The 23,330-nt window shown below is 67.9% G+C and carries 29 protein-coding genes; 14 read left to right on the top strand and 15 right to left on the bottom strand.

Annotation, left to right across the window (positions count from 1 at the left end; translation table 11 throughout):
- The first annotated feature begins 169 nt into the window (after positions 1-169).
- Positions 170-3,274 (top strand): TonB-dependent receptor plug domain-containing protein, encoded by a 3,105-nt coding sequence (locus VGC56_RS01575; RefSeq protein WP_464122796.1) that lies wholly within the window; start codon positions 170-172, stop codon positions 3,272-3,274.
- A gap of 100 nt (positions 3,275-3,374) precedes the next feature.
- On the opposite strand, the gene VGC56_RS01570 is transcribed toward VGC56_RS01575, so the two are convergent.
- A complete protein-coding gene (locus VGC56_RS01570) occupies positions 3,375-4,817 on the bottom strand; it encodes a tetratricopeptide repeat-containing sulfotransferase family protein (protein WP_464122795.1) in 1,443 nt (480 codons plus the stop codon).
- 85 nt (positions 4,818-4,902) lie between these two features.
- Here VGC56_RS01570 and VGC56_RS01565 point away from each other — a divergent pair, with 85 nt between their 5' ends.
- Together VGC56_RS01565 and VGC56_RS01560 are read left to right on the top strand one after the other, a co-directional pair.
- Positions 4,903-6,066, top strand: coding sequence for an aspartyl/asparaginyl beta-hydroxylase domain-containing protein (locus VGC56_RS01565; protein WP_464122794.1), 1,164 nt, complete (start codon positions 4,903-4,905; stop codon positions 6,064-6,066).
- A 10-nt stretch (positions 6,067-6,076) separates the two neighbouring features.
- Entirely contained in the window at positions 6,077-7,612 is a 1,536-nt protein-coding gene (locus tag VGC56_RS01560; protein ID WP_464122793.1) for a 2OG-Fe(II) oxygenase family protein, read from the top strand.
- Here the strand turns inward: VGC56_RS01560 and VGC56_RS01555 are convergent, their stop codons facing one another.
- The gene (locus tag VGC56_RS01555; RefSeq protein ID WP_464122792.1) at positions 7,613-9,781 is read right to left on the bottom strand and encodes a family 1 glycosylhydrolase; all 2,169 of its coding nucleotides are present in this window, start codon (positions 9,779-9,781) and stop codon (positions 7,613-7,615) included. It abuts the gene before it with no gap.
- A gap of 182 nt (positions 9,782-9,963) precedes the next feature.
- On the opposite strand from VGC56_RS01555, the gene VGC56_RS01550 reads away from it, so the two are divergent.
- Entirely contained in the window at positions 9,964-10,272 is a 309-nt protein-coding gene (locus tag VGC56_RS01550) for a hypothetical protein (RefSeq protein ID WP_464122791.1), read from the top strand.
- Between the two features lie 23 nt (positions 10,273-10,295).
- On the opposite strand, the gene VGC56_RS01545 is transcribed toward VGC56_RS01550, so the two are convergent.
- Both VGC56_RS01545 and VGC56_RS01540 read right to left on the bottom strand, forming a co-directional pair.
- Positions 10,296-10,889 carry an arylesterase gene (locus VGC56_RS01545; protein WP_464122790.1) on the bottom strand — a complete coding sequence of 198 codons (594 nt, stop codon included), beginning with the start codon at positions 10,887-10,889 and terminating at the stop codon, positions 10,296-10,298.
- 132 nt (positions 10,890-11,021) lie between these two features.
- Complete coding sequence (locus tag VGC56_RS01540; RefSeq protein ID WP_464122789.1) at positions 11,022-11,291, bottom strand: hypothetical protein; 270 nt, start codon at positions 11,289-11,291, stop codon at positions 11,022-11,024.
- 107 nt (positions 11,292-11,398) lie between these two features.
- Here VGC56_RS01540 and VGC56_RS01535 point away from each other — a divergent pair, with 107 nt between their 5' ends.
- Positions 11,399-11,590 carry a DUF3606 domain-containing protein gene (locus VGC56_RS01535; protein ID WP_464122788.1) on the top strand — a complete coding sequence of 64 codons (192 nt, stop codon included), beginning with the start codon at positions 11,399-11,401 and terminating at the stop codon, positions 11,588-11,590.
- A gap of 9 nt (positions 11,591-11,599) precedes the next feature.
- Here VGC56_RS01535 and VGC56_RS01530 read toward each other — a convergent pair whose 3' ends face one another.
- On the bottom strand, positions 11,600-11,797 hold the full coding sequence (locus tag VGC56_RS01530) for a hypothetical protein (RefSeq protein ID WP_464122787.1): 198 nt from the start codon (positions 11,795-11,797) through the stop codon (positions 11,600-11,602).
- Between the two features lie 169 nt (positions 11,798-11,966).
- Here VGC56_RS01530 and VGC56_RS01525 point away from each other — a divergent pair, with 169 nt between their 5' ends.
- From VGC56_RS01525 to VGC56_RS01515, 3 genes are all read left to right on the top strand, one after another.
- A complete protein-coding gene (locus VGC56_RS01525) occupies positions 11,967-12,128 on the top strand; it encodes a hypothetical protein (protein ID WP_464122786.1) in 162 nt (53 codons plus the stop codon).
- A gap of 207 nt (positions 12,129-12,335) precedes the next feature.
- The gene (locus VGC56_RS01520) at positions 12,336-12,581 is read left to right on the top strand and encodes a DUF6894 family protein (protein WP_464122785.1); all 246 of its coding nucleotides are present in this window, start codon (positions 12,336-12,338) and stop codon (positions 12,579-12,581) included.
- Positions 12,582-12,728: 147 nt separating this feature from the next.
- Positions 12,729-12,899, top strand: coding sequence for a hypothetical protein (locus VGC56_RS01515; RefSeq protein WP_464122784.1), 171 nt, complete (start codon positions 12,729-12,731; stop codon positions 12,897-12,899).
- Between the two features lie 251 nt (positions 12,900-13,150).
- Here VGC56_RS01515 and VGC56_RS01510 read toward each other — a convergent pair whose 3' ends face one another.
- Both VGC56_RS01510 and VGC56_RS01505 read right to left on the bottom strand, forming a co-directional pair.
- On the bottom strand, positions 13,151-14,251 hold the full coding sequence (locus tag VGC56_RS01510) for a sensor histidine kinase (protein ID WP_464122783.1): 1,101 nt from the start codon (positions 14,249-14,251) through the stop codon (positions 13,151-13,153).
- A 351-nt stretch (positions 14,252-14,602) separates the two neighbouring features.
- Entirely contained in the window at positions 14,603-15,364 is a 762-nt protein-coding gene (locus VGC56_RS01505) for a Crp/Fnr family transcriptional regulator (protein WP_464122781.1), read from the bottom strand.
- Positions 15,365-15,569: 205 nt separating this feature from the next.
- On the opposite strand from VGC56_RS01505, the gene VGC56_RS01500 reads away from it, so the two are divergent.
- The 5 genes from VGC56_RS01500 to VGC56_RS01480 all read left to right on the top strand — a co-directional run bounded on the left by VGC56_RS01500 (position 15,570) and on the right by VGC56_RS01480 (position 18,912).
- Positions 15,570-16,373, top strand: coding sequence for a Crp/Fnr family transcriptional regulator (locus tag VGC56_RS01500; protein ID WP_464122780.1), 804 nt, complete (start codon positions 15,570-15,572; stop codon positions 16,371-16,373).
- 133 nt (positions 16,374-16,506) lie between these two features.
- A complete protein-coding gene (locus VGC56_RS01495; protein WP_464122779.1) occupies positions 16,507-17,253 on the top strand; it encodes a Crp/Fnr family transcriptional regulator in 747 nt (248 codons plus the stop codon).
- Between the two features lie 124 nt (positions 17,254-17,377).
- Positions 17,378-17,560, top strand: a complete 183-nt coding sequence (locus VGC56_RS01490; RefSeq protein ID WP_464122778.1) for a hypothetical protein — start codon at positions 17,378-17,380, stop codon at positions 17,558-17,560.
- Between the two features lie 48 nt (positions 17,561-17,608).
- Positions 17,609-17,803, top strand: a complete 195-nt coding sequence (locus VGC56_RS01485; RefSeq protein WP_464122777.1) for a hypothetical protein — start codon at positions 17,609-17,611, stop codon at positions 17,801-17,803.
- A 131-nt stretch (positions 17,804-17,934) separates the two neighbouring features.
- Positions 17,935-18,912 carry a peptidylprolyl isomerase gene (locus VGC56_RS01480; protein WP_464122776.1) on the top strand — a complete coding sequence of 326 codons (978 nt, stop codon included), beginning with the start codon at positions 17,935-17,937 and terminating at the stop codon, positions 18,910-18,912.
- Positions 18,913-18,982: 70 nt separating this feature from the next.
- Here VGC56_RS01480 and VGC56_RS01475 read toward each other — a convergent pair whose 3' ends face one another.
- The 8 genes from VGC56_RS01475 to VGC56_RS01440 all read right to left on the bottom strand — a co-directional run bounded on the left by VGC56_RS01475 (position 18,983) and on the right by VGC56_RS01440 (position 23,009).
- Positions 18,983-19,246 carry a hypothetical protein gene (locus VGC56_RS01475; RefSeq protein ID WP_464122775.1) on the bottom strand — a complete coding sequence of 88 codons (264 nt, stop codon included), beginning with the start codon at positions 19,244-19,246 and terminating at the stop codon, positions 18,983-18,985.
- 227 nt (positions 19,247-19,473) lie between these two features.
- A complete protein-coding gene (locus tag VGC56_RS01470) occupies positions 19,474-19,620 on the bottom strand; it encodes a hypothetical protein (protein WP_464122774.1) in 147 nt (48 codons plus the stop codon).
- Positions 19,621-19,741: 121 nt separating this feature from the next.
- Complete coding sequence (locus VGC56_RS01465; RefSeq protein WP_464122773.1) at positions 19,742-20,299, bottom strand: hypothetical protein; 558 nt, start codon at positions 20,297-20,299, stop codon at positions 19,742-19,744.
- Positions 20,300-20,455: 156 nt separating this feature from the next.
- Complete coding sequence (locus tag VGC56_RS01460) at positions 20,456-20,593, bottom strand: hypothetical protein (RefSeq protein ID WP_464122772.1); 138 nt, start codon at positions 20,591-20,593, stop codon at positions 20,456-20,458.
- 89 nt (positions 20,594-20,682) lie between these two features.
- Complete coding sequence (locus VGC56_RS01455; RefSeq protein ID WP_464122770.1) at positions 20,683-21,465, bottom strand: spore coat biosynthesis protein F; 783 nt, start codon at positions 21,463-21,465, stop codon at positions 20,683-20,685.
- A gap of 58 nt (positions 21,466-21,523) precedes the next feature.
- Positions 21,524-22,045: a YfbK domain-containing protein gene (locus tag VGC56_RS01450; protein ID WP_464122769.1), complete on the bottom strand. Its 522-nt coding sequence runs from the start codon at positions 22,043-22,045 to the stop codon at positions 21,524-21,526.
- Complete coding sequence (locus VGC56_RS01445; RefSeq protein WP_464122811.1) at positions 22,042-22,557, bottom strand: vWA domain-containing protein; 516 nt, start codon at positions 22,555-22,557, stop codon at positions 22,042-22,044. The genes VGC56_RS01450 and VGC56_RS01445 overlap by 4 nt, the downstream gene beginning before the upstream one ends.
- Positions 22,557-23,009 carry a VWA domain-containing protein gene (locus VGC56_RS01440; protein ID WP_464122768.1) on the bottom strand — a complete coding sequence of 151 codons (453 nt, stop codon included), beginning with the start codon at positions 23,007-23,009 and terminating at the stop codon, positions 22,557-22,559. Before VGC56_RS01440 ends, VGC56_RS01445 begins: the two co-directional genes overlap by 1 nt.
- On the opposite strand from VGC56_RS01440, the gene VGC56_RS01435 reads away from it, so the two are divergent.
- Positions 23,008-23,286 (top strand): hypothetical protein, encoded by a 279-nt coding sequence (locus VGC56_RS01435; protein ID WP_464122767.1) that lies wholly within the window; start codon positions 23,008-23,010, stop codon positions 23,284-23,286. The genes VGC56_RS01440 and VGC56_RS01435 overlap by 2 nt on opposite strands.
- The last annotated feature ends 44 nt before the right edge of the window (positions 23,287-23,330 follow it).

Genomic DNA, 23,330 nt, shown 5'->3' with positions numbered 1-23,330 from the left:
CGACCGTGGCATAATCGTCACACTCGCCGCCCTTTCTCTGTGCGGCCGCCCTCGGGAGATTGCTTCGGAATCGTTACAACCTGTAGATGGTCGGTGGCTCCCCAGCTTCGCGGCTGGTGCTCAGGGATGAATAAAGATCCGCGGCTCACGCCGCAAAAAGGGGACGGACATGAATAAGACCCGTATTTTGAATACCCTGCTCGCGACGACCTTCATCGGCGGCGCGATCGGGTTCGCCACCCCGGCATTTGCGCAGACCAACCCGCCCGCGCCCCGTACCGGCGACCAGACCCAGCCGCAGGCTGGCCCGGTCGAAGCGACGCCGAACCCCACCTCCGCCAACGGCGAAGGTGAGGATACGAGCGGCGGCATCGTCGTCACCGGCACGCGCATTCCGCAGCCGAACCTCACCTCGGCCAGCCCGATCACGGTCGTGAACGCCGCCGAAGTGAAGCTGCAGGGCACGGCCCGCACCGAAGACATCATCAACTCGCTGCCGCAGTCCTTCGCGGCGCAGGGTTCCAACATCTCGAACGGCGCCACCGGCACCGCCACGGTCAACCTTCGCGGCCTCGGCTCGCGGCGCACCCTCGTGCTGGTCAACGGCCGCCGCCTGATGCCGGGCGATCCGCGCTCGCCGGTCGCCGACATCAACTTCATCCCGGCTCTGGCCGTCGATCGCATCGACGTGCTGACCGGCGGCGCCTCGTCGGTCTACGGCGCGGACGCCGTCGCGGGCGTCGTCAACTTCGTCATGGACACGAAGTTCGAAGGCATCCGCATGGACGCCCAGTACAGCTTCTTCGACCACATGAATAACGACAACCCCGGTGGCGTGCAGGGTGCGCTCGCGGCCCGCGGCTTCCTCCCGCCGGTCGGCCACACCGCCGACGGCGGCACGGTCGATGCCAGCCTCGTCATGGGCGCCGGCTTCGACGACGGCCATGGCCACATCACCGCCTACGCCACCTATCGCCGTCAGCATCCGGTGCTGCAGCGCGACCGCGACTACTCGTTCTGCTCGCTTGCGGACGTCGTCCAGAACAAGAAGGGGATTGCCAACCCGCGGCCCGCGAGCGGCGCCAACTTCACCTGCGGCGGCTCCGGCACGTCGGCGAACGGCACCTTCCTGACCAACGTCGGCACGTTCCAGGTCGGCTCCGGCCGCAACTTCCTCCCGGGTTCGACGCCGTTCAACTTCGGTCCGTACAACTACTTCCAGCGTCCCGACGAGCGCTACACGTTCGGCGCGTTCGCCGATTACGAGATCAGCAGCGCGCTGCATCCGTACATGGAAGCGATGTTCATGGACGACCGCTCGGTTGCCCAGATCGCTCCCTCGGGCGACTTCGGCAACACGACGTCGATCAACTGCGACAACCCGCTTCTCTCCGCGCAGCAGCGGGCCATCGTCTGCTCGCCGGCAAACCTCGTCGGCGCCAACGGCAAAGCGACCGGCACCCCGACCGTCTTTACCGACCAGAACGGCAACCCGTACTTCCGCGGCGTCGTTTATCCGTTGCGTCGCAACGTCGAAGGCGGCGGCCGCCGCGACGACCTGCAGCACACCGACTATCGTATCGTTGCCGGCATGCGCGGCGATCTCGGCGGCGGCTTCTCGTACGATGCGTCGTATCAGTATGGCCGCGTCGTCTTCGCGCAGACCTACTTCAACGACTTCTCGGTCACGCGTCTCAACCGCGCGCTCGACGTCGTGACGGGCGCGAACGGTTCGCCGGTCTGCCGCTCGACCCTCGACGGTTCCGATCCGAACTGCGTTCCCTACGACATCTTCGCTCCCGGCGGCGTGACGCCGGCGGCCCTCAGCTATCTGCAGACCCCGGGCTTCTCGCGCGGCAACACGCAGGAGACGGTGGCCAACGCCTCGGTCACGGCGCAGCTCGGCCAGTACGGGCTGCAGACTCCGTGGGCGAGCCACGGCCTCGCGATCAACCTCGGCGGCGAGTATCGTAAGGAATCGCTGGAGTTCAACACCGACCAGGCCTTCTCGACCGGCGATCTCGCCGGCCAGGGCGGCGCCACGATCGGCGTTCAGGGTCAGTTCCACGTCAAGGAGTTCTTCACCGAGGTGCAGCTGCCCCTCGTCGAGGACCGGCCGTTCTTCAGCCTGCTCGAGCTGCGCGGGGGCTATCGCTATTCGAAGTACCAGGTCGCGGCGAACAGCTTCTCGACCAACACCTGGAAGATCGAGGGCGAGTGGGCGCCGGTGCACGACATCAAGTTCCGCGCCAGCCTCAATCGCGCGGTTCGTGCCCCGAACATCGTCGAGTTGTTCGCCGCACAGTCCGTGGCGCTCGACGGCAGCACCGATCCGTGCGCAAACCTGCCGGGCGGCACCCCGAGTGCGACGGCAGCTCAGTGCGCGCTCACCGGCGTCACCGCAGCTCAGTACGGCAACATCCGGGCCAATATCGCCAATCAGTATAACGGCTTGGGCGGCGGCAACCCGAACCTCACTCCGGAAAAGTCGGACTCGCTGACGGCCGGCGTCGTCATTCAGCCTCGCTGGCTGCCGCGCTTTGCCCTGTCGGTGGATTACTTCAACATCCGCGTGAAGAACTCGATCGGTGCGCTCGGTGCTGACGTGATCATCAACCAGTGCATCGCGACGGCGGATCCCTTCTACTGCTCGAAGGTGCATCGTGGCCCTGGCGGCACTTTGTACCTTACTCCGGCCGGTTATGTGGAAGACGTCAACGTCAATGCGGGCGGTCTTTCCACCCGCGGCATCGATGTGAACGCCTCCTACACGCAGCCGCTCGGGTCTTGGGGCAGCCTCGCCTTCAGCGCAGTCGGGACGTACCTCGACAGCCTGGTGTCGAACCCGAATGCGACGCTGAAGTTCGACTGCGCAGGGTTCTACGGTTCTCAGTGCGGAACGCCGAGCCCGAAATGGCGGAGCAAGGTGCGTGTGACCTACACGGCGCCGGGTGGGATCGGTCTCTCCGGTCAGTGGCGCCACTTCTCGTCGGTGAAGGCAGACTATCTGAGCACCGACACCGATCTCAACGGAAACCAGATCAACCGCATCACCTACGGCAGTGATCGCATCACCCAGCAGAACTACTTCGACCTGGTGCTGACTGCGCACATCGGCGATCACTACCAGTTCCGTCTTGGCGCCAACAACATCTTCGACAAGATCCCGCCGACGCTCGTCACGCCCGCGCCGTTCGGCAACGGCAACACCTATCCGCAGGTGTACGACTCGCTCGGCCGGTACATCTTCGCCGGCGTCACGCTCGACTTCTAAGCCGGGCGACCGACAAAGACTTTGGCGGGTCCCTTCGGGGACCCGCCTTTTTTTGTGCGATGGACAGCCGACACGTCGCGCCGCGCCGCGCGCTCGATGGTCAGTCCTTCAGCGCTTCGAAGAAGGGACCCAGGTGACGCTCGTAGCGGCGCCAACGGCCGGAGGCCCGGGCATAAAGCGGTTGGTGGACCTGCCCGGCGCTCGCGGTGCGAACGGCCTGGTCGCTGCCGGAATAATTGAGCGCCTCCGGCCCATGCGGAACGCCCGTGAACCGAAACAGCGCCTCGATCGCGGGCCGCGGGTCCGCCACCAGCGTGTCATAGTCGAGCCGGTGGATGTCGTCCGGCCACAGCGCCTCCCAATGCGCCATCAGCCGCCGGTACTGGCGATACCAATCGGCGATGTCGCCGAGGTCGGTCGCGTAGGCCATGGCCGGGTCGAGGTGCAGGAAGAAGAGCGACACGGCCATGTCGGCGGGCGCACGGACGGTGTGGACGATCTTCGCGTCGGGGAAGAGCCGCTTGATGAAGCCGACATGGAGGAAATTGTCCGGCCGCTTGTCGGTATGGAAACGCGCGGGCCCACGGGCGCGCCGCAGCCGCGCCAGATAGTCCGCCCGAAGCTGCGCGATCGCCGCCTCAGGCGCCGACGCCGCAGCCTCCGGGTAGCCGGGAAGGCCGGCCGCCAGCTCCGGTACGATCCCGAGTTCCCCACCGGTGACGACACCGTCGCCCTTGGCGAGGATCTGCTCCGCCAGGGTCGAGCCGGAACGGAACATGCCAAGGATGAAGACGGGCGCCTCGCCCGTGGCGGCGCCGGATGCGTTGGCCCCGGCAGCCGGGAAAGCGGCGATGAGCCTGTCGATGAAGCGCTCGTGCGCTCCTCGGTCGTAGCGCGTGGGAACCGCAATATTGGCTTCCACGGCGGCGGCAAAGGCAAGGTCCCATTCGCCGGCCCGGTCGAGCGCACCGGCGAGCGCATAGCCGAGCTCCACCCGCTCTTCAGCTGCGCTCCCCGCCCGGGCGATCCGCGCCCGCGCCGCCTTCGCCAGCGGATCGTCAGGCCCGGTGAGCCGCGTCACCCCGATCAGCCGGGCGAGCGGCGTCGAGGCATCGGGTGCGATGGCCAGTGCGCGGGCAAACGCCGCCCGCGCCTCGTCCAAAGCGCCCCGATCCTCGTGCAGGTTACCGAGGTTCAGAAGTGCGGGAACGTAGTCCGGCGCGATGCGGAGCGCCTCCTGCAGCGCCTCCTCGGCGAGATCGGCGCGGCCGAGATCGTCGGAAAAGATGACGCCGCGGTTGAGGTGGACCTCCTCGGGGCCTTCAATGCCGTGCGCCAAAGCCTGGTCGTACGAGGCGAGCGCCTCGTCGAAGCGGCCGGCGCGGCGCTGCAGCTGCGCGAGGTTGTACCAGCTGTTCGGCATGGCCGGCCGCAGGCGTAATGCGGCCTCGTAGGCTTGGATGGCGAGTTCCACCCGGCCGCCCTCTCGGTATGCAGCGGCGGCGCGCAGCAGCGTCTCCGGAGTTTCGGCGGCCTCGTCCACGGCCGAAGGGCTAACGGAGCCCGCTGCGGCTGTCGAGGATCGCGCAGCGTTGCAATCGGGCGGGAAAGCGGCACAATCGCCGGCGATGGACGCCCCCCTCTCCGCCGCCGAGACCCAGGCCGACGCCGCCGCCGGCGCGGGCCGTGCTGCCGAGGCGCGGCGGCTGCTCGAGGCGGCGGTCTCCGAAACGCCGGACCGGGCCGAGGCATGGCTCAAGCTCGCGGCGATGTGCCGCGCGACGGGCGACCTTCAGGCCGGTCTCGCCGCCGTCGCGCGCGCCCTGGCAATCGACCCGCTCGACTTTTCGGCCTTGCTGTCGAAGGCGGCCATGCTGGAGCGGATGGGCCGAGCGGGGGAGGCGGGGCAGGCTTACGGCCACGCCCTCGCCCAGCGGCCGCCGGAGGAGAAGACGCCGCCGGCCATGGCCCCGATCCTCGCCCATGCCGAGACATCCTATCGCCGCCACCAGGAGCAGAGCGCCGCCCTGCTGCGGGGGGCGGTGCCGGCGGATGCGGGCCTCGATCCTGACGAGGCGCGCCGGGTCGAGCGCTTCTGCACGAATTTCGCGCGGCTCACCAAGCCGTACGCGCAGGAGCCGAGCCACTTCCATTATCCGGGGCTCCCGGCCGTCGAATTCCACGATCGCGCGCATTTCCCGTGGCTGGCCGCTCTGGAAACCGGCGCCGCGGAGATCCGAGCCGAGCTCGAAGCGCTGCTCGCCTCGGAGGCGGCGGAGCTGGTGCCCTATGTCCAATATCCCGACGACGTGCCGCTGGCGCAGTGGCGTGAGCTCAACTGGTCGCGCGAATGGACCGCGATCCACCTCCTGCGCAACGGCGCGCGCGTCGAGCGCAATGCCCGCCATTGCCCCCGCACCCTCGCGCTGCTGGCCGAGGCGCCGCAACCGGACGTGCCGGGCCGCTGCCCGAACGCTATGTTTTCCCTGCTCGCGCCGAAGACCCGCATCCCTCCCCACACCGGCGTCGCCAACACCCGCCTCGTCTGCCACCTCCCGCTCGTCGTCCCTGCGGGATGCGGCTTCCGCGTCGGCGCCGAGACCCGCAGCTGGACACCCGGCGAGGCCTTCGTCTTCGACGACACGATCGAGCATGAGGCCTGGAACGACAGCGACGAGTTGCGGGTGGTGCTGATCTTCGACGTGTGGCCGTGGGCGCTGAGCAGGGCGGAGCGAACAGTGGTCTCGGCGGTAATGGCCGGGAGCGACGCGCCCACCTCAGACGGCCTCTGAGGGCGGGAGCATGGAGTCAGCGGTTCGTCTCGGCGCACGCGAAGCGCTCCGCTCGGCCCGGCCGCAGGATGCCAACGCCGTCTTCAACGCCGCCATCGACGCCCTCGCCGGCCAGCTGGAGGACGAGGCGCTTCCGCTGGTCGAGGCGGCCACGCGTATTCACCCGCAGGATGCGCGGCTGTGGCAGGTTGCAGGCCTCCTCCACCGCCAGATCGAGGATCTGGGGCCGGCGATCGCCGCCTTCCGAAGGGCCGCGGCGCTGGCGCCGTCCGACGCCCGCATCGCGCACAGCCTGGCGAGGGTGCACCTCGAGGCCGGGCTTCCGTCGGTGGCGCTGTTCCGCGCGGCCTGGCGGCTCGCGCCTCTCGACGGCGACCTGATCCTCGGCCTGGTCGCGGCGCTCGATGCCGAACAGGGGGTGGAGGCGGCGCTCGCCGAGCTCGAGCGCGTCATCGCCGAGCATCCGCTCTGGATCCCGGGACACGACCTGTCCGCGCGGCTGCGCTGGCAGAGGGGCGAGCGGGAAACCTTCACCGGCTCGCTCGATCGGGTGCTCGCCGAGCAGCCGCGCAACATGGATCTGTGGTCCGCGTTGATCCTCGTGCACGTCAACGGCGACCTCTACGACCGCGCGCTCGACGCGGTGGCGCGGGGACGACGGGCGGCGGGGTCGGCTTTGCTGTTCGACGTCAACGAAGCCGTCTGCCGCTCTGAGCTGGGCGAAGGACCCACGGTCGACCCGCTGTTCGCGCGGCTCGCGCACGTGGACGACCCCATCGTGCGGGTCCGCCATGTCCGCCACCTGCTGCGCACCGGCCGGTCCGGCGAGGCGGCGGCGCTGGCGGAGACGATGCGCGATCGGCCTGGGGCAGACCTTTTCTGGCCCTATTTGGCGACGGCATGGCGGATGACCGACGACCCGCGCTCGGCGTGGCTGGAGGGCGATCCGCGCTTCGTCGGCGTCTACGACATCGCCGACCGGCTGCCGCCGCTCGACATCCTCGCCGAGCGGTTGCGGACGCTCCACCGCACCACCCACCAGCCGCTCGAGCAATCGGTCCGCGACGGCACCCAGACCGACGGCGCGCTCTTCGCCCGCCTCGAACCCGAGATCCGCCAGCTGCGCCAGGCCATCGCGGATACGGTCGCCGAACATATTGCCAAGCTGCCGCCGCGCGATGCCGCCCATCCGCTGCTCGCGCCGCCGCGGGGGGGACGGGTGCGCTTTGCGGGCTCGTGGTCGGTGCGGCTCGGCGGCGGCGGCGGGCACCACGCCAATCATGTCCACCCGATGGGCTGGCTGAGCTCGGCCCTCTACGTGGCGCTGCCGCCCGCCGACGCGCGCGGGCCGGAGCCGGCGGGGTGGCTGACGTTAGGGGAGCCGCAGGCGCAACTCGGTCTCGACCTGCCGCCGTTCCGCATGATCGAGCCGAAGCCGGGCCGGCTGGTCCTGTTCCCGTCGACCATGTGGCACGGCACCCGCCCGTTCGGCGCGGGCGAGCGCCTCACCGTGGCCTTCGACGTGGCGCCGCCCGCGGGGGATTGATCATTCCGCCGCGATGGCGAGCGGGGTCAGCGCTCCGCTGTCGCGCATGCGGGCCAGATACTCCTCAAGGGCATCCTCGAACGGACGCAGCATCGTGCCGCGCTCGCTCGTAAGGGCGGTGAGCGACGGCTGCGCGTCGTCGGGCGCGCGCTCGATCAGATCCGGATCGAAGCCCGCGCCTTCCGCTACCCGCCGGGCAAATTCGTACCAGCTCAGCTGGCTTTGGTTTGCGAGGTGCCAGATGCCCTTTTCGCCGTCGATGAGTAGGTCGAGCGCGGCGTGGCAGAGATCGGGGACGTAGGTGGGCGAGATGATTGCACCGTCCGAGGCGCGGACCGTCCGGCCGTCGGCGAGGCGGCTGAGCACGTCCGACGCGAAATTGTAGCGGTCCCAAGGGCCGAAAAAGGCACTGGTGCGAAGGAGGAGCGCATCCGGCATCGCCGCCAGCACCCGCCGCTCGGCCTCGGCCTTGCTGGCGCCGTACACCCCCGTCGGCGCCACCGGGTCCGATTCCACATAAGGCCGGCCGAGCGTGCCGTCGAAGACCAGGTCGGACGAGAAGGTGACGAACGGGATGCCGGCCGCGGCGCAGGCGCGGGCGAGCTTCTCCGGCGCTTCCGCATTGGCGGCCATGCAGGCGTCGCGCTCGCGCTCGGCGTCCGCGACGCGGACGAACCCCGCCGCGTTGACCACAGCCCATGGCTGGTGCTTTGCCACGGCTGCGGCGATCGACTCTTCGTCGCAAATGTCGAGCTCGCCGCGGTCCGTCAGACACAGCGGCAAGGCGCGCTCCTCGCACACCTGGGCGAAGGCATTGCCGAGCGTGCCGGTAGCGCCGGTGACGAGCAGCTTGCGGCCGCCCCCCTCGAGCGGCTTGCGACGCCCATTCCACGGATAGAGGCGCGGCGGCCGCCGCCACCAGCCCGGGCTGTCGAGGACAGGGTGGTCGTACGCCTCGCCCGCGGCATAGGCCTTGGCAGCCTGGGCGATCGCGGTCGGCCGCGGCGTGCCGTTGCGCGCGTCGTAGACACCGGGATCGTAGAAGCCGGCGCGGCGGGTGAGCAGGAAGCGCCAGTCGACGTTGCCGAACATCGACCAGAGGGTGACGGCGCGCAGGTCCACCCCCTCCTCGCGCAACGCGCCGGCGGTCTCCCAGACTTCGGAAAACCAGCGCAATTGCTCGTCGCGGTGGCAGCCGTGATGGACTTCGGTCACGGCGATGGGGATGCTGTAGCGGTCCCAAGCCTCCCGCAGGCGCGGGCCGATGCCCGTGTCCGGCTCCAGCCGCTTCACCCGCACCGCCTCGGCGTCGACATAGATGTCCCGCCGGTTCCCGCCCGCTTCATGCCCGGGGTAGAGATCGAGCCGGTGGTCGAGGAAGCGCTCGCTGGTCAGATAATGATTGATGCCCAAGATATCGGGCGTCGCCTCGCCGCCCTCGAACATCTCCATCTCGCCCCAGCTGACGCCGGCGCCGAATAAAATGTCGTGGAAGGCGTGGCTCTTGTCGACGCGGCCGCACAGCAGATCGAGGCTCAGCCAGCGGCGCTCATTCTCGTGCGCGGCCTGGTAGCGCAGCGGCTGGGTCGAGAAGGTCTTGCCGAGATCCTCGGTCTGGACGAGCTTGGCGTGCGGGATGCTGGCGCGGATCGCGCGCATCGCCTCCAGCGTGCCCTTGCACTCGTTGGCGAGGGCGCGGAGGAAGGCGGGATAGTCGCGCCGGTGCGGATACCAATGGCCGTAGAGGCCCGAGAAGCGGGCGGTGGTGAGCGGCTCGTTGACCGGGGTCCACATCTCGATCCAGGGGTAGCGGTCGGCAACGCGGCCGGCGAAGTCGCCAAGCTTCTTGGGAAAATCCGGATCGAGCAGGCTGGTGTAACGGGGGCCGGAGCCGTGGTGGAGGAGGCCGCCGATGACGCGGATGCCGCGCTCGCGCAGCATGGCGAGCCGCTCGTCGGTCCAGGCCCAGTCGAATGCATCGGGCCGCTCCGGCGCGATCGCTTCCCACAGGATCGGGTAGCGGATTGTGCGGATGCCGAGGCCGGCGATCAGGTCGAGATCCTCCGGCCGGGCCGAATGGCCGGTCTCGGCGCTCTGGTCTCGATACTCGTCCCCAAGGCGTACGATCGTACATTCGACGCCGCCCCATAGTTCCAGGGGCGTTTGCACTGGCGATGTCGTCATTACACTCGCGTCTCATTGTGGCGGGTGAGTAACGAACACGTAGGCGGAGCCGGCGGTTCCTGACGTTTCGTTCGGCATTAAGGCAGGTTAGCCAGATTCCGTCAGCGCTAGGAATTTGGCAACTTTCTTCGTGCACCTTCTCCCAAGGAATTTTCCGGGAGACGCCGATGTTCGCCCCACATGCAGCGCCGCAGCCTGCTGCCGACCCATCCAACTGGGAGGACAGGCGCTCGGAGCCGCGCCGCGAGGGCCTCGTCGAAAGCGCCATCATCTACTTCCGCGGCACGCCGCATCTGGTGCCCGTCCTCAACATCTCCTCGCGCGGGACGATGATCGAAAGCGACATCGTGCCCCGTCTCGGCGAGACCATCCTCATCGAATTCCCGGAATGCAGCCGCATCCACGCCTTCGTCCGCTGGGCGCGCGAGGGCCGCATCGGGCTCAATTTCGGCCACGAGATCGTGCTCGGCGGCTAAGCCGCAAGTGGCTCGACGGTGGGCTACCGCCCGACTTCCTTCAGGACGTAAGGCGCGATTCCCTTCGCCATCCTCGCGATGCCCGCGGCATTGGGGTGGACCCGGTCCGGCAGGTTGAGCTTCGCGTTCCCTGCCACACCCGCAAGGAAGAAGGGGTAGAAAGGCAGGCGCCGCGCCGCCGCCAACTCAGGGAAGATGGCGTTGAAGGCGCGTGTGTAGTGGGCGCCGAGGAAGGGTGGGGCGAGCATGCCCGCCAGGACCACCTTTATGCCCCGCTCGGCAAAGGCGTCGAGCACCGCCTCCATGTCCGCCCGCGTCTCCTCGGGGGACACGGCGCGGAGGATGTCGTTGCCGCCGAACGAGACGATGGCGAGGTCCGGCGGCGGCCGCAGCGCGTTGAGGGTGCGGCCGACGCGGTCGCGGGCATGGCCGGCGGTGTTGCCGGAGACGCCCCCGTTCAGCACGCTCGCATCGAGCCCCTGGGCGCGCAGCAACGCCTCGAGCTGCGCCGCGAACCCTTCCTCACGCCGCACGCCGTAGCCGGCCATCAGGCTGTCGCCGAAGGCAAGGATGCGCAGCGGGCGGTCTGGTGCGGGAGCGGCGGCGGTTGCGGGCATCGCCCAAGAAGCGCCGGGAGGCCAAAGAGTTGCGAGGCCCGCCGGAAAGCATGGTGCGGCGCTAAGGCCGCCCCACCTCGGCCGATCCGCCGGCCAGCACCCAGGCGAAGAGGAGGATGGCGAGGCGGCGCCTCACCGCGGCTCCTCGCAGCGCGTCCGGTCGGGCTCGCGGCCGTCCTTGTGCGCCTTGCGCGCCTCGCGGCCGAGGCATTCCTCATATTTGCGGATCGCCTTGCCGCGCTTCTGGTCCCGTTTCTTCTGGCTCGGCAGCGCGGAGCCGACCGCCTTTGCCGTCACCCGCACCGGCAGGGTGACGACGTCGATGGCCGTCTTCACGCAGCCGGGAAGCAGGAGGAGCGCGGCGAGAGCGCCGAGGCGGAGCGGGGAATGCGAACGGGCCATGGCGCCAGCATAGCCGCAAAGCGCTGGAACGCCTCGGCAAAAAAGCGGGAACCGGCGCGAATCGCGCTGCGTTCGTCTCATCCGCGTAACAGTGAAGGAGAAGCTGCGTGTCCGACGACAAGACCAACCGGGGCGGCCAGGACCGGAGCCGGGTCTCCGGCAGCGAAGCCTATGAGGTCCGCTACTTCGCCGAAAAGCACGGCATCACTACGGATCAGGCGCAGGCGCTGATCCGCGAGCACGGCAACAGCCGCGAGAAACTCGATGCAGCGGCCGAACGGCTGAAGCAGAACGCCTGAGGGGTCAGCTCAAACGGCTGGGCGGTGAAGTCGGCGCGCCTCCCCCTCGACCGCGTCCGCCTCGACCGTCGCCGCCGCATCGGCCTGCCGATCGTAATCCGTGGCCATGTGGCCAAGCCTGGTAGCGACGTCGCTCGTGCCGACCCCGCGCGCGAGCCGGCGGCACTTGGTCGCCAAAGCGCGCAACGCGGAAGAATCGTCCGGCATGTCAGCGACGGGCTCCTGGCTCAAGGGGAGTGGGGGCGTCCGCGCGGTCGCGGACGCCCCGAAACAGGGGAGCCATGATGGGAAGCCTTGGCAGCCACTGTGAGAAGATTTGATCTGGGTTAAAGTTCCGGAAGGAGGAACTTTAATCCATGTTAGCCGCTCGGTTCCCATGGACGAAGCAGCCTTTCTCACCAGCCAAGCCGCCGAGTGCCGCCGCGCCGCCGGCGACCTCGCCGACGGCGAGGCGAAGCGAGGGCTGGAGCAGCTCGCCCGCCATTACGATCGAGAGGCCAAGCGGGTGAACGTCGTCGAACTCCGCACCCGCGCTTAGGCGGGCTGCGCGGGGCTGCAGCAGCGCACAGCGTCATGCCGGCCTTGACCCGGCACCATCTTATTTTCGGCGCGCGCAAACATGGATCAAGACGTTGGCGCCCCGCCTCCGCCTGCTTTTTGCTAAGGTCCCATCATCGTCGAACTCAGCCCACAGGCTTCGACGGCTGAGAGTGTGCTTGCTCCCGCCTGCAAAGGGAGCCGACACATGGCCCGCTATTTCTTTCACCTTCGCGACGGCACCGACGAGCTTCTCGACCAGGAGGGCCGCGAGTTCGCCGACCTGGAGGCGGTCAGGGCCGCTGCGCTCAGGGGGGCTCGCGACATCATCGGCAACGAAGTGAAGAGCGGCGGCCTGGTGGACCTGCGCTACAGGATCGACGCGGAGACCGAGGCTGGGGAGATCGTTTATAGCCTGCCGTTCAAGCATGCGGTGAACATCATCCCGGAGTAGGCCTCTCCACAGGCCCTCCCTGAAAAGGCCACGCGATCGTGGGAGGGCCGCGCCTTCAGGGAGGGTCCGCCGCACGTGATCGCGACGGACCCTTTTTGCGCCGAAATGGCTTGATCTATGTCGGATAGCCGACATAAGCCGCGCCCCATGCCGACTCGATCCTACCTGCTCCAGCAGGCGGAAAAGTGCCGCAGGCTCGCCTCCTCGACGATAGACGAGAAGGTGTCGCGCACCCTCCGCAGCATGGCCGACGAGTACGAGGCGGAGGCTGCGCGGCTTTCCGACGAGCCGCCAGAGCCCCGGCCGGAGATGTCCTAGGCCGGCTTCTCCACGGGCTTTTGCCCCACCCGCTTCCCACGCGCTCCCCTCCTTTGAGCAGCCTCGCACGGCGTGCGAATGGCGCCTGCGGGTCGAAGGCGGACATGCGTCTCAGTAGGATGTCGCAAGATGCAGGGACCAGTCGGGCAGGGGAAAGCCGTGCTGGGGAGAACCGACGCGAGCGGGGCGGGTCGCGGCACCCAAAAACAGACTTAAAGTCAGTGATCTAATCGGCACCAGGCGGGTCGGATTCAGCGACCTTCTGCGCCTCCGAAGGCGACTTGGAAGCACGCGCCGCCCGAAGAATTCTCACTCACAGCCACCGTTCCATTAAGCTGCTTCGCCAATAGGCCGATTACCTTCATCCCAAGCCCGACGGAGGCGCCGGGATCGAAGTTCTCCGGCACGCCGTCACCCTGGTCGCACACCGATAATTCCCGCGCAGCGCCCTCAGCCTTATAGATCACCGCCACCTTGCCGGCGCCGTGCTTCGCCGCGTTGGTCACCAATTCATTTGTGAGGAGCCCGATTGGCTGAATCCAGGTCGTGGGGACGTTGCCCTCATCTCCCGTCACCTCCACTTCGACCCCGCAAATCTCCGATAGGTCGGCGCAGAGCCGCCTCAAAAACGTAAGGCAGGAAACCTCCTCGGTGTCGGTGGAATAAAAATTCCGGTGGACACGCGCGACCGCGATCACCCGCGTCGCTGCCTCGCGCAATTGAGCCGAGGCGTCGACAGCGCCTGTCGAGCGGCTCTGCATCGTCAGCAGGCCCGAAACAAACTGCAGGCTGTTCATCACCCGGTGGTCTATCTCCCGAGCCATGATCTCGGCCTTTTCAACCGCCTGACGGGCCGCCAACCGGAGTTCCAACTGATCCACGACCAATGACGCCAGGTCCTTCAGATCGTCGATCTGCGCCTGGTCCACAGGACGAGGTGCCTTGTCGATCACGCAGAGCGTGCCGAGGTTGAAACCGTCGGATGTTTGGAGAGGAACGCCAGCGTAAAACCGCAGCCCGAAGTCGCCTGCAACAAGCGGGTTGGCAAGGGACCTTACATCGGCGCTTGCATCCAAAAGGACGTGCGCCTCGGACGATAGGATAGCCGACGCACAGAGGCCGGGTTCGCGCCCAATCTGCTGCACATCCAGGCCGTGATGAGATTTGAACCAGATGCGGTCGTGATCCACGATACTGATGATCGAAATGGGTGCGTCGAATCGGCGTGCAGCAAGCGCCGTCACGCGATCGAAGCTACCGTCAGGCGGCGTGTCGAGTATTTCATAGCGGCGCACGGCAGCCATGCGATCAGCTTCGTTATCGGGAATGATGTCCAGCGATATCGCGCCCATACATGTCTCTCGGAAAAGGCCGGACTCGGCGGAGCGAGACTCTTAACACACCCAAGTGCTGGTGTACCCTCTCACCAGCCCGCGACCGGCCCGCCGAACAGCTCGGTTCACAACGTCCGCAATCAAACGTGCGGCCTTTGAAAGCGGACCGTTCGCTACCCGCCAGAAGAGGCCGATCGAGACGCTCAGCTCAATCTCGGCTTTCCACCCATAGCGGACATTCGACTTCCCGCCTGTTTCAGGAGGGCGGGCCCCCGGTGTCGTCACGGACCGCACTTCCGGGAGCTATCACCCCGGATCCAGTCGGAGGTGGCGGAGGTGGCATGGTGATGGAGGTGGTACTGCCGCCCCTCAGCCGCCCGAGCGCCGCTCGAAATGGAGGTAATTCGGGTTGAACCCCGACGCTTTCTCCAGCCGGCGATAATCGTGGATGGTGAGGGCGCCGCGGTCGAGGCTGATGAGGCCGTCGGCCCGCATCCGCTGCAGACTGCGGTTGACGTGGACAGGCGTCAGGCCGAGCGCGTCGCCCAATTCCTCCTGGGTAAGCGGCAGTTCGTAGCTGTGGTCGGTGGTCAGGCCGACATTGTGCATCCTCAAGTACAGCTCGCACATCAGGTGGCCGATCGACTCGTACGCGTCGCGGCGTCCGACATTGACCACCCAGGCGCGCAGCACCGCCTCGTCGACGAGGGTCGCCCACCAGAAGGCTTTGGCGACGGACGGCCGGTCGGTGAGCGCGTCCATGACCGCGCGGGGGACGTAGGCGACGGTCGCGCGGGTGATGGTCGCGATCGAATGGTCCATGTGGCCGAGAATGGTGATGTGGAGATCGCAGAAATCGCCGGGGATGAGGAAGGCGGTGATCTGGCGGGTGCCGTCCGGGAGCAGCTTGTAGCGCGCCGCCCAGCCGTCGAGGATCAGGTGGACATGGTCGGGCCGGTCGCCTTCGCGGATGACGTTGCGGCGGGCGCCGAGGTCGCGGGCGTAGCGGCCGAGATCGGCCAGCGCGGCGCGGTCGGCGGCGGCGAGGGTGGCGAAGCTCTCCAGCTTTACCACGAGCGGGCTCGCCGCGGCGAGGGTGCCCTCCGCGACTTCAAGATTGGTTTGCGACATTTAACCTATGTTAGACGCCCCTCGCCCGTGCGCGTCCAGCCGTATCTGCATGGAATGTCTAACCTAGGTTAGACATGGACCATCAATCCTGTGTGAGTTACGCGTCGTCTCACATCGTTTATAAGAATCGCTGGTCGGCAGCTTGCCGGCCTAGGCTGCTGTGGAACGTCACTCCGCTCCCGCTTACCTCATGCGGAGAGTTGTCATGGTCCCCCAAGATATCGAGCGCGCGGTACGCCGGCTCGAGACGCGGGCCCCGCTCACCGCCGAGGGTCACGCCGCAGTTCTGGCGCTGCCCTTCACGTACCGCACCCTCGAGCCCGCGGCCTATCTCGTCCGCGAAGGCGAGCCGCCCAGCCATTGCGCGCTCCTCCTCACCGGCTTCGCCTACCGTCACAAGGTGACCGGAGACGGCGCGCGGCAGATCCTCTCCGTCCACATGCCCGGCGAGTTCCTCGACCTCCAGAACAGCTTCCTCGGCGTCGCCGACCACAATGTGCAGGCGCTGACCCGGATCGAGGTCGCGGCCATCCCGATCCCGGCGCTGCGCGCCCTCGTCACCGAGCATCCCGACGTCGGCCGGGCCATGTGGATCGACACGCTGATCGACGCCGCGATCTTTCGCGAATGGATGGTCAATGTCGGGCGGCGGGATTCGCTGAGCCGCGTCGCCCACCTGCTCTGCGAGTTCGCGCTCCGGCTCGAGGAGGGCGGCCTGACCGGCCAATATCGCTACGAGCTGCCGATGACGCAGGAGCAACTCGCCGACGCCACCGGGTTGACGCCGGTCCATATCAACCGGGTCCTGAAGGAACTCTCGCGGCTCGGCGTCATCGACCGCAACAAGCGCGCGGTGGCGATCGCGGACTGGGACGGGCTGCGCACGATCGGCGATTTCAGCACCCGCTATCTTCATTACGAGGAAGGCGGTCCCGGCGGTATCCGCCCCGCCCCCCCCCCCGCTTGGCCTGAGAGGCCCGGCGACGTCCCGCAAAGACCGGGAAATTAACGTTAAAACGCTGGGTCTAATCTAGATAAGAGCAGCCCCGTATTGCACCGATTATGCATGGCTTCCGAAGGGGGGTCACCCGCCCGTTCGCCCTCGCGAACGGCAGCGTTCCCCCTTGGAGTGAGGAGAAGCCGTGCCGGACTTGCATCCGACCTGGGAGCTGATGATCCGCCGCCTGGAACGGCGCGCCCCGCTGGCCGATCGCGACCGCCGCGCGCTGCTGGGCCTACCGCATAACGTGCGCCGGCTGGCGCCCGGCGGCCACGTCGTGCGCGACGGCGATTCCCCCGAATATTGCGCCCTGCTCCTGTCCGGCTTCGCCTATCGCTACAAGCTCACCGGCGAGGGCGGGCGGCAGATCATCTCGCTGCACATGGCCGGCGAGTGGGTCGATCTCCAGCACATGTTCCTCGGCATCGCCGACACCAGCGTCCAGACGCTGACCGAGGCGGAGATCGCCTTCATTCCCCGCGCGGCGATCGAGGCGCTGGTCCTCTCGAACACGGCGGTGGCGCGGGCGCTGTGGATCGACACATTGATCGATTCCTCGATCTTCCGCGAGTGGGTGGTGAATGTCGGCCGCCGCGACAGCCGCGCCCGCGTCGCCCACATATTGTGCGAATTCTCGCTGCGGCTGGAGGCCGCGGGGCTTGCGAAGGACCATGTCTACGAGCTGCCGATGACCCAGGAACAGCTCGCCGATGCGGTCGGCCTCACCTCGGTCCACGTCAACCGGGTGCTGAAGCAGCTCGGCGAGGAAGGCCTGATCGACCGCGACCGCCGCACCATCCGCATCGTCGACTGGAAGCGCATGCGCGACGCCGGGGACTTCAACGAACGGTACCTGCATCACGATGCGGAGCCGCTTCGCGTCGGCTAACCCACGTTGTGGTGGATGATTGCGAATCGAGTCAGCTTCGTCTCATCGCCTTGTAGAGTTCCACCCCGAGTCGGGGTCCAGCATGAGCAGGAAAGACCGGATCCGCCTCCACGCGCATCGTGCGATGGAAGAGCTCGACCGTGCCCGCGCGGCGGTATCGCCGGAAGCGGCGATCGCCCATCTCGGCCTGTCCGAATTGCATCTGGGCGAGATGAAGACGCTGAGCGACGCACCCGCGCCGAACTTGCAGCTGGTGAGGGCGCGCGAAAAAAGCGTGCCAGATTCGGTATTTAGCTTCGACCGCTGATCCATGTGAGTGCGCCGACCCGGTAATTTTCCCATCTTGGCTTCGACGATGAGGGGCATGAACGCGGTGCAGGACGAGGTCAAATTCCACAGCGACCGGGCGATGGCGGAGATCGACATGGCGTCGCGGTCGCTCGATCGCAGCGCCGCCGAGGCGCACCTGCGCCTCTCCTCTCTCCATCTGGAGCGGGTGCGCGCGCTCAGCCGCGCCGGCGCCTCCTCGTTTAGCCGGGTCGAAGGTTAGGGCGCAGCTTCCCAGCCCATCCCTCCAGCTGCGTCCGGGGCGTGCCGAAAGGCACGCCCCTTCCCTTTTCGGCTCTTCCCTTTCGGCCACGGCGCCATGCTAAGGAGACCCCCGCAACCGGGGAGCTTCTCATGCGCACAGCCGCCGCCTTTCTCGCCGCCATCGTTCTGGCTGGAGCGGCGCCGCCGCCCGCCTGGCGGCCGGTGCCCGCCGCAGGCGCCGCGGAGCCCTCCCACACGACGAAGACGGCCCCCGCCGCCGCGTGGCGGCCGGTGCCCATCGCTCGGGTGGCGGAGCCTTCCGACGCGATTAAGAACGCGCCCGCCGCTGCATGGCGCGACGTGGCGCCGGAAAATCTCCTCGTCATCGAACTGAGCGAGGGCGGCCGCATCGTCATCGAGCTGGCGCCGGATTTCGCCCCCGTCCACGTCGCCAACGTCCGCGCCTTCGCCCGCGGCGGCTGGTGGAACGGATCGAGCGTGTACCGGGTGCAGGACAATTATGTCGCGCAATGGGGGAATAACGAGGCGAAAACCCCCTTTCCCGCCGCCGTCGTGGCCAAGCCGCCGGCGGAATATTCGCGCCGCATCGGGGGCCTGACCATTCGCCCGCTCGGCTACCCCGACAGCTATGCCCCGCGCGCCGGCCATACGAACGGCTGGCCGATCGGCTACGACCCCAAGGCGGGCAAGGCCTGGCTCACCCATTGCTACGGCTACGTCGGCGTCGGCCGCGATCTCGCTCCCGACACCGGCAGCGGCGGCGAATTGTACGCGGTGATCGGCCACGCGCCGCGCCACCTCGATTTGAACATCGCGCTGATCGGCCGCGTGATCGAGGGCATGCAGCTCCTGTCGGCCCGCCCGCGCGGCACCGGCAATCTCGGCTTCTACGAGGATCCGAAGCAGAATGTCGGCATCGCGCGCGCGCGCCTCGCCGCCGACATCCCGGCCGCGGAGCGCCCCCGCTTCCAGGCGATGCGCACCGACAGCGCGTCCTTCGCCGCTTATGTGAAGGGCCGCGCCAACCGCGGCGGCAGCTTCTTCAATCGCCCCGCCGGCGGGGTCGATTTGTGCAATGCGCCGGTGCCGGTGCGGAAAGCTCCGTAGAGCATGCACGAAAACGCCGGCCGTCCCGGGCGGGAGGGCCGGCGCTTTCGCGCGTCGCAGGGGACGGCGGTCAGGCCGCGTAGGCCTGGTCGGGGAACATCGGGCGCCGGATGGTGCGGACGATGGCGCCGCCGGCGATCATCGGTGCGTTCTCGAGCGGCAGCGCCGTCGTGCAGAACGCGCACTCGGCCATCGAGCGGCCGATATACCAGTGGGTCCGCCCGCAACCCGGGCAGTAATTGGTTTCATGCTCGCGGTAGACGATATGATAGCCACGCTGATCCGCCTGCGGAATGATGCAGCCGCCGCGCGCCTCAAGGATACTCGTCGCCATAACTCCTGGCTCCTTTCACAACTTGACGGCACAACGACCGGTAAGTCTGAAGAGTTTCATGGCTTTAGGATGAACGGCCCGTTCCGGACCCGTACGGGCCCTGCCGCAGCCTGCGAAAAATCGCGGAATTCCGCCACGGCGAGGCGTTGGAAACGGGCGGTGAGCCGTTTGTGCAACAGTAAAAGAATTATTGCGGCGGCCGTTTCAGCGGGGCGCAGGGGAGGCCGCTAGAGGTGGATCTTGTCGGTGCGGCGGGAACCGGCCTTGCGGTTGCGACGCCGTTCGCGGCGCGCGTGGACCGACACGACGATGAAGGGAAACAGGATCGCCACGGTAACCCCCGCAGCGAGCCCGAGATATTCGAGCTCGTTCAATGATGCCTCCTCCCCCGCCACTCTGTTTAGCGCGCACGCAAGCCCGCGTCACGCCCCCCGCCGGCGGCACGGGGCGAATCGCGGACTCGCGGCGGCAGGCCGATGGCGTGCCGCAGCGGCGTCAGATGGTCGTGGCCGCCGGATCCGCCTTCTTCGCCGGCTCCTCGTCGGTGTCGGTCGCCGAAGCGCTCGACCAGCGTTCGGCCAGGCATTTGGCGAGCGAGGCCATGGCGCCGTGGCTGCCGGCGAGCGGCAGGGTGTCGAAGCTGCGGCCGTCCTGGCTGATCCGCATCCCCTTGGACGAGGCGAAGGCATTCAAGAACCCGCTGTTGGTGCGGCTGCCCGGCTCGACCGTGAAGAGGAGGCCGGGGCCGTCGCTGTCGATATGCTGGCGGGCGATGGCGTCGACCGGCCAGGACTGGGCGTCCGTGTCGAGCTTCAGCGCGTAATTCTTGCCGTCGCGCAGGGAGTTCCACGTCCGGTTCTGGAGCAGGAAGGCGAGCTTCTGCTCGCCCGCAAACGCCCAGATCGAGATCATCGTCCCCTGCGGAGACGTCGCCTGGACCATGCAGCCGTTGGGCATCTGGGCAAGCGCCCAGCCGCCCATCTCCTCGTCCTGGCCGAAGGCGGCGGCCGGGGACGCCGCGATCAGCAAAACTGCCATCATACGCCGGAACATACTAAGCTCCTTTCAGCCGCACCCGCTGCTGGTCCTTGGTGGCGAAAACCGCCCGGCAGGACATTGGTTGCTGAAGGCGACGAACGGTTCGGCGTTTCGCAGGCCCGGCGGCTGCGACGATGGTCCGCCTTCCGCATCCCCCTCGAGCAGACGAACCTACTTATGCCCGCCGTGGCCGCTATTCTGGCCACCGGTCCGGCTCGCCTCGTTACGATTGTCGTGCTGCTTCTTGTCGCCGCCTTTATCCTCGTTCTGCCACTGGTCGAAATCGCCCTTTTTCTTGTGGTCGGTCATCGTCGGTCTCCTTCGTGGAGAAGGGGAACGGCCGCACCGGCGCGGCGGTTGCCACAGGCACGCCCGCGCAACGTTTTTCGGATGCCGGCTCAGCCGGCGCGGGCGAGGATTTCCTCGGCGACGCCGAAGGTCCGCTCATTGTCGACGTCGATGGCGAGGCGGCCGTCGGGCGTTACCAGCGGCACGATGCGCACGCCGAAGCGCCGCGAGAAGTGGCGGAACATCCCCTCCAGCGTCAGCAGCCGGCTCACGAACAGGAACAAGGTGGTGAGGCCGAGCGCCTTCACGGCGCGGCGTTTGTGCTTGGCGAACTGGCCGCCGAGGCGGAAGCTTTCGGTGGCGCGCAACGCCTTGTCGCTCCCCAGCCAGAACAGGTTGCAGTTCGAGTAAGCGCCGCCGCGGAAGGCGTAGAAGCGGCGCTGCCCGTCCGGGTGCGCGGCAAGGATGGCGGCGCGCTCGGCCATCATGGCGATGGCGTCGGCGCCGCCCTCGCGGCCAAGCGCGGCGATGACGCGCATGCCGTCCGGCGTCATCAGCACGTTGTCGGCAGTGGTGATGAGGAGGGGGAAGCCGGTGGCTTGGCTCGCCGCCACGACGCTGTCGACGATGTTGGGCCGCGCCTCCAGCGTCCGCAGCCTGCCGGCGGCGGTGAGGCGGGCGACGGTCGGGTCGCCGGCGATGGCTGCTGCGTCATCGACCGAGACGAAGAGGGCCGCGCCGGGAAAGGCCTGTTCGGCGATCCGCAGCACCCGGCCGACCATCGCCTCGCCGCCGACCGGCACCATCGCCTTGTGGGTGACGCCGGCGCGCAAGGCGAGCGGATCGGTGGCGGGCGAGCGGCGTCCGGCGAGGACGAGGATGGCAGGGTCCATCCGCCCCCTAAGCGCGGCGCCGGCGCCGCTGGCAAGGCCCAGGGTTCAGTCTTGACCCTTACGGCCGGCGGCGCGCCCTCCATTCCTGTCGGCGAGGTCGACCAGGCGGAGGAATTCGTTGCGCCATAATCGTGCGTACCGGCGGTGGCGGGCGTCGGCGAAGGCGAAGTCCTTTAGCCACGGATCGTGGCGCAGCTTCTGGCCGAACCCGGCGACGGCGGAAGGCGGTGTCGCCGCGCGGGGCGCCTGCCGTCTGGATGAGGCGCGCCGGGATCGGCTGCTCGATGAGCTTCGACTGGGTTGCGTCGGGCAGCTTGTAGCGCAGCCGCAGCCAGGCGAGCTGGCCGTTCGCCGCGCCGGCGGCCTCGCGGCGGTTGGCGGCGAAGTGGCGGTCCGGCAGCCAGCCTTTGGCGCTTGTCGGGACGATCTCGTAAAGCGCGGTGACCTGGTGGCTGGCGCCGATGTCGCCGGCATCGATCTTGTCGTTCGAGAAATCCTGCTCGGTCAGCGCGCGATTCTCATAGCCGATCAGCCGGTATTCGCGGACGTAGGCGGGGTTGAACTCGACCTGCACCTTCACGTCCTTGGCGATGTGAAGAGGGTCGAGGACAATTCCTCCTCGAGCACCTTCTGCGCTTCGCGCGGGTTGTCGATATAGGCGTGATTGCCGTTCGCGTGGTCGGCGATCTGCTCCATCATCGCGTCGTTGTAATTGCCCGAGCCGAAGCCGAGCGTGGTGAGCGTGATGCCCGTGTCGCGCTCCCGCTCGACCATGCCGATGAGGGCGCGGATGTCGGTGACGCCGACGTTGAAATCGCCGTCGGTGGCGAGGAAGATGCGGTTGATGCCGCCCTCCATCCTGTTCCGCTCGGCGAAGCGGTAGGCGAGCTCGATCCCCTGGCCGCCGGCCGTCGAGCCGTCCGCCTCAAGGCGCGCGAGGGCGGCGACCACCTTCTCCTTGTCGTAGGTCGGTTCGAGCACCAGCCCGGCATTGCCGGCATAACCGACGATCGACACACGGTCGCGCGGCGTCAGCCGTTCGGCGAGGAGCGCGAGCGAGCATTGGACGAGCGGCAGCTTGTCCGGCTCCATCATCGAGCCCGAGACGTCGACCAGGAAGACGAGGTTGGCCGGCGGGCGCTCGCTGCGCTCGACGTCGTAGCCGCGCAGGCCGATGCGCAGCAGCCGGGTCTCGCCGTTCCACGGCGTCCTGGCCATGTCGGTGGTACCGAGAAAGGCCGGCTGCGGTCGCGCGGCAGCGGGTAATCGTAGCGGAAATAGTTGAGCATCTCCTCGGTCCGCACCGCGTCGGGCGGCGGGATCTGGCCGCTGGTCAGGAGGCGGCGGACGTTCGCGTAGCTGCCGGTGTCCACGTCGACCGAGAAGGTGGAAACCGGCGCGTCGGCGACCGCCTGGATGGTGGCGACGGGGTTCTTTTCGTAGCGGTCGCGATTGTCGGGCGAAGGGGCGTAATGCCCGCTCTTGGTGCCGCTGACGACGATGGATCGTTGCGCAGCGAACGACTGCGGTAGCGAGTTGATCATGTCCGCGGAGGCCACCGGCGGTGGCGGTGGTGGGGGCGGCGGCGCATTGGAGGCCACGGGCGAAATCGGCGTTGGCGAAGAGACGCTGTACATCGTCCGGCGCCAGTCCGAGGCGTTCTCGATGAAGCGCTGGCAGAAGCGGTCGGGATCTGACGCGGGCGCCTCGGTTCGGAGCGGCTGCGCGGCGATCGGACCGGATGCGGGCGATCAGCAGCGCCGCCATCGGGAGCAAAGCAAGCAGGCGCATCGACCTCTCCTCAGCCTATCATGCATGTGACACTATTACATGCCGCCCGCGCACACAATTGCGTTGAGGGGAGA

The organism is Allosphingosinicella sp. (assembly GCF_036403745.1).
GTDB lineage: Bacteria > Pseudomonadota > Alphaproteobacteria > Sphingomonadales > Sphingomonadaceae > Allosphingosinicella.
The sequence above is the reverse complement of the archived record's forward strand: the minus strand, read 5'-3'. Positions and strand labels throughout refer to the sequence as shown.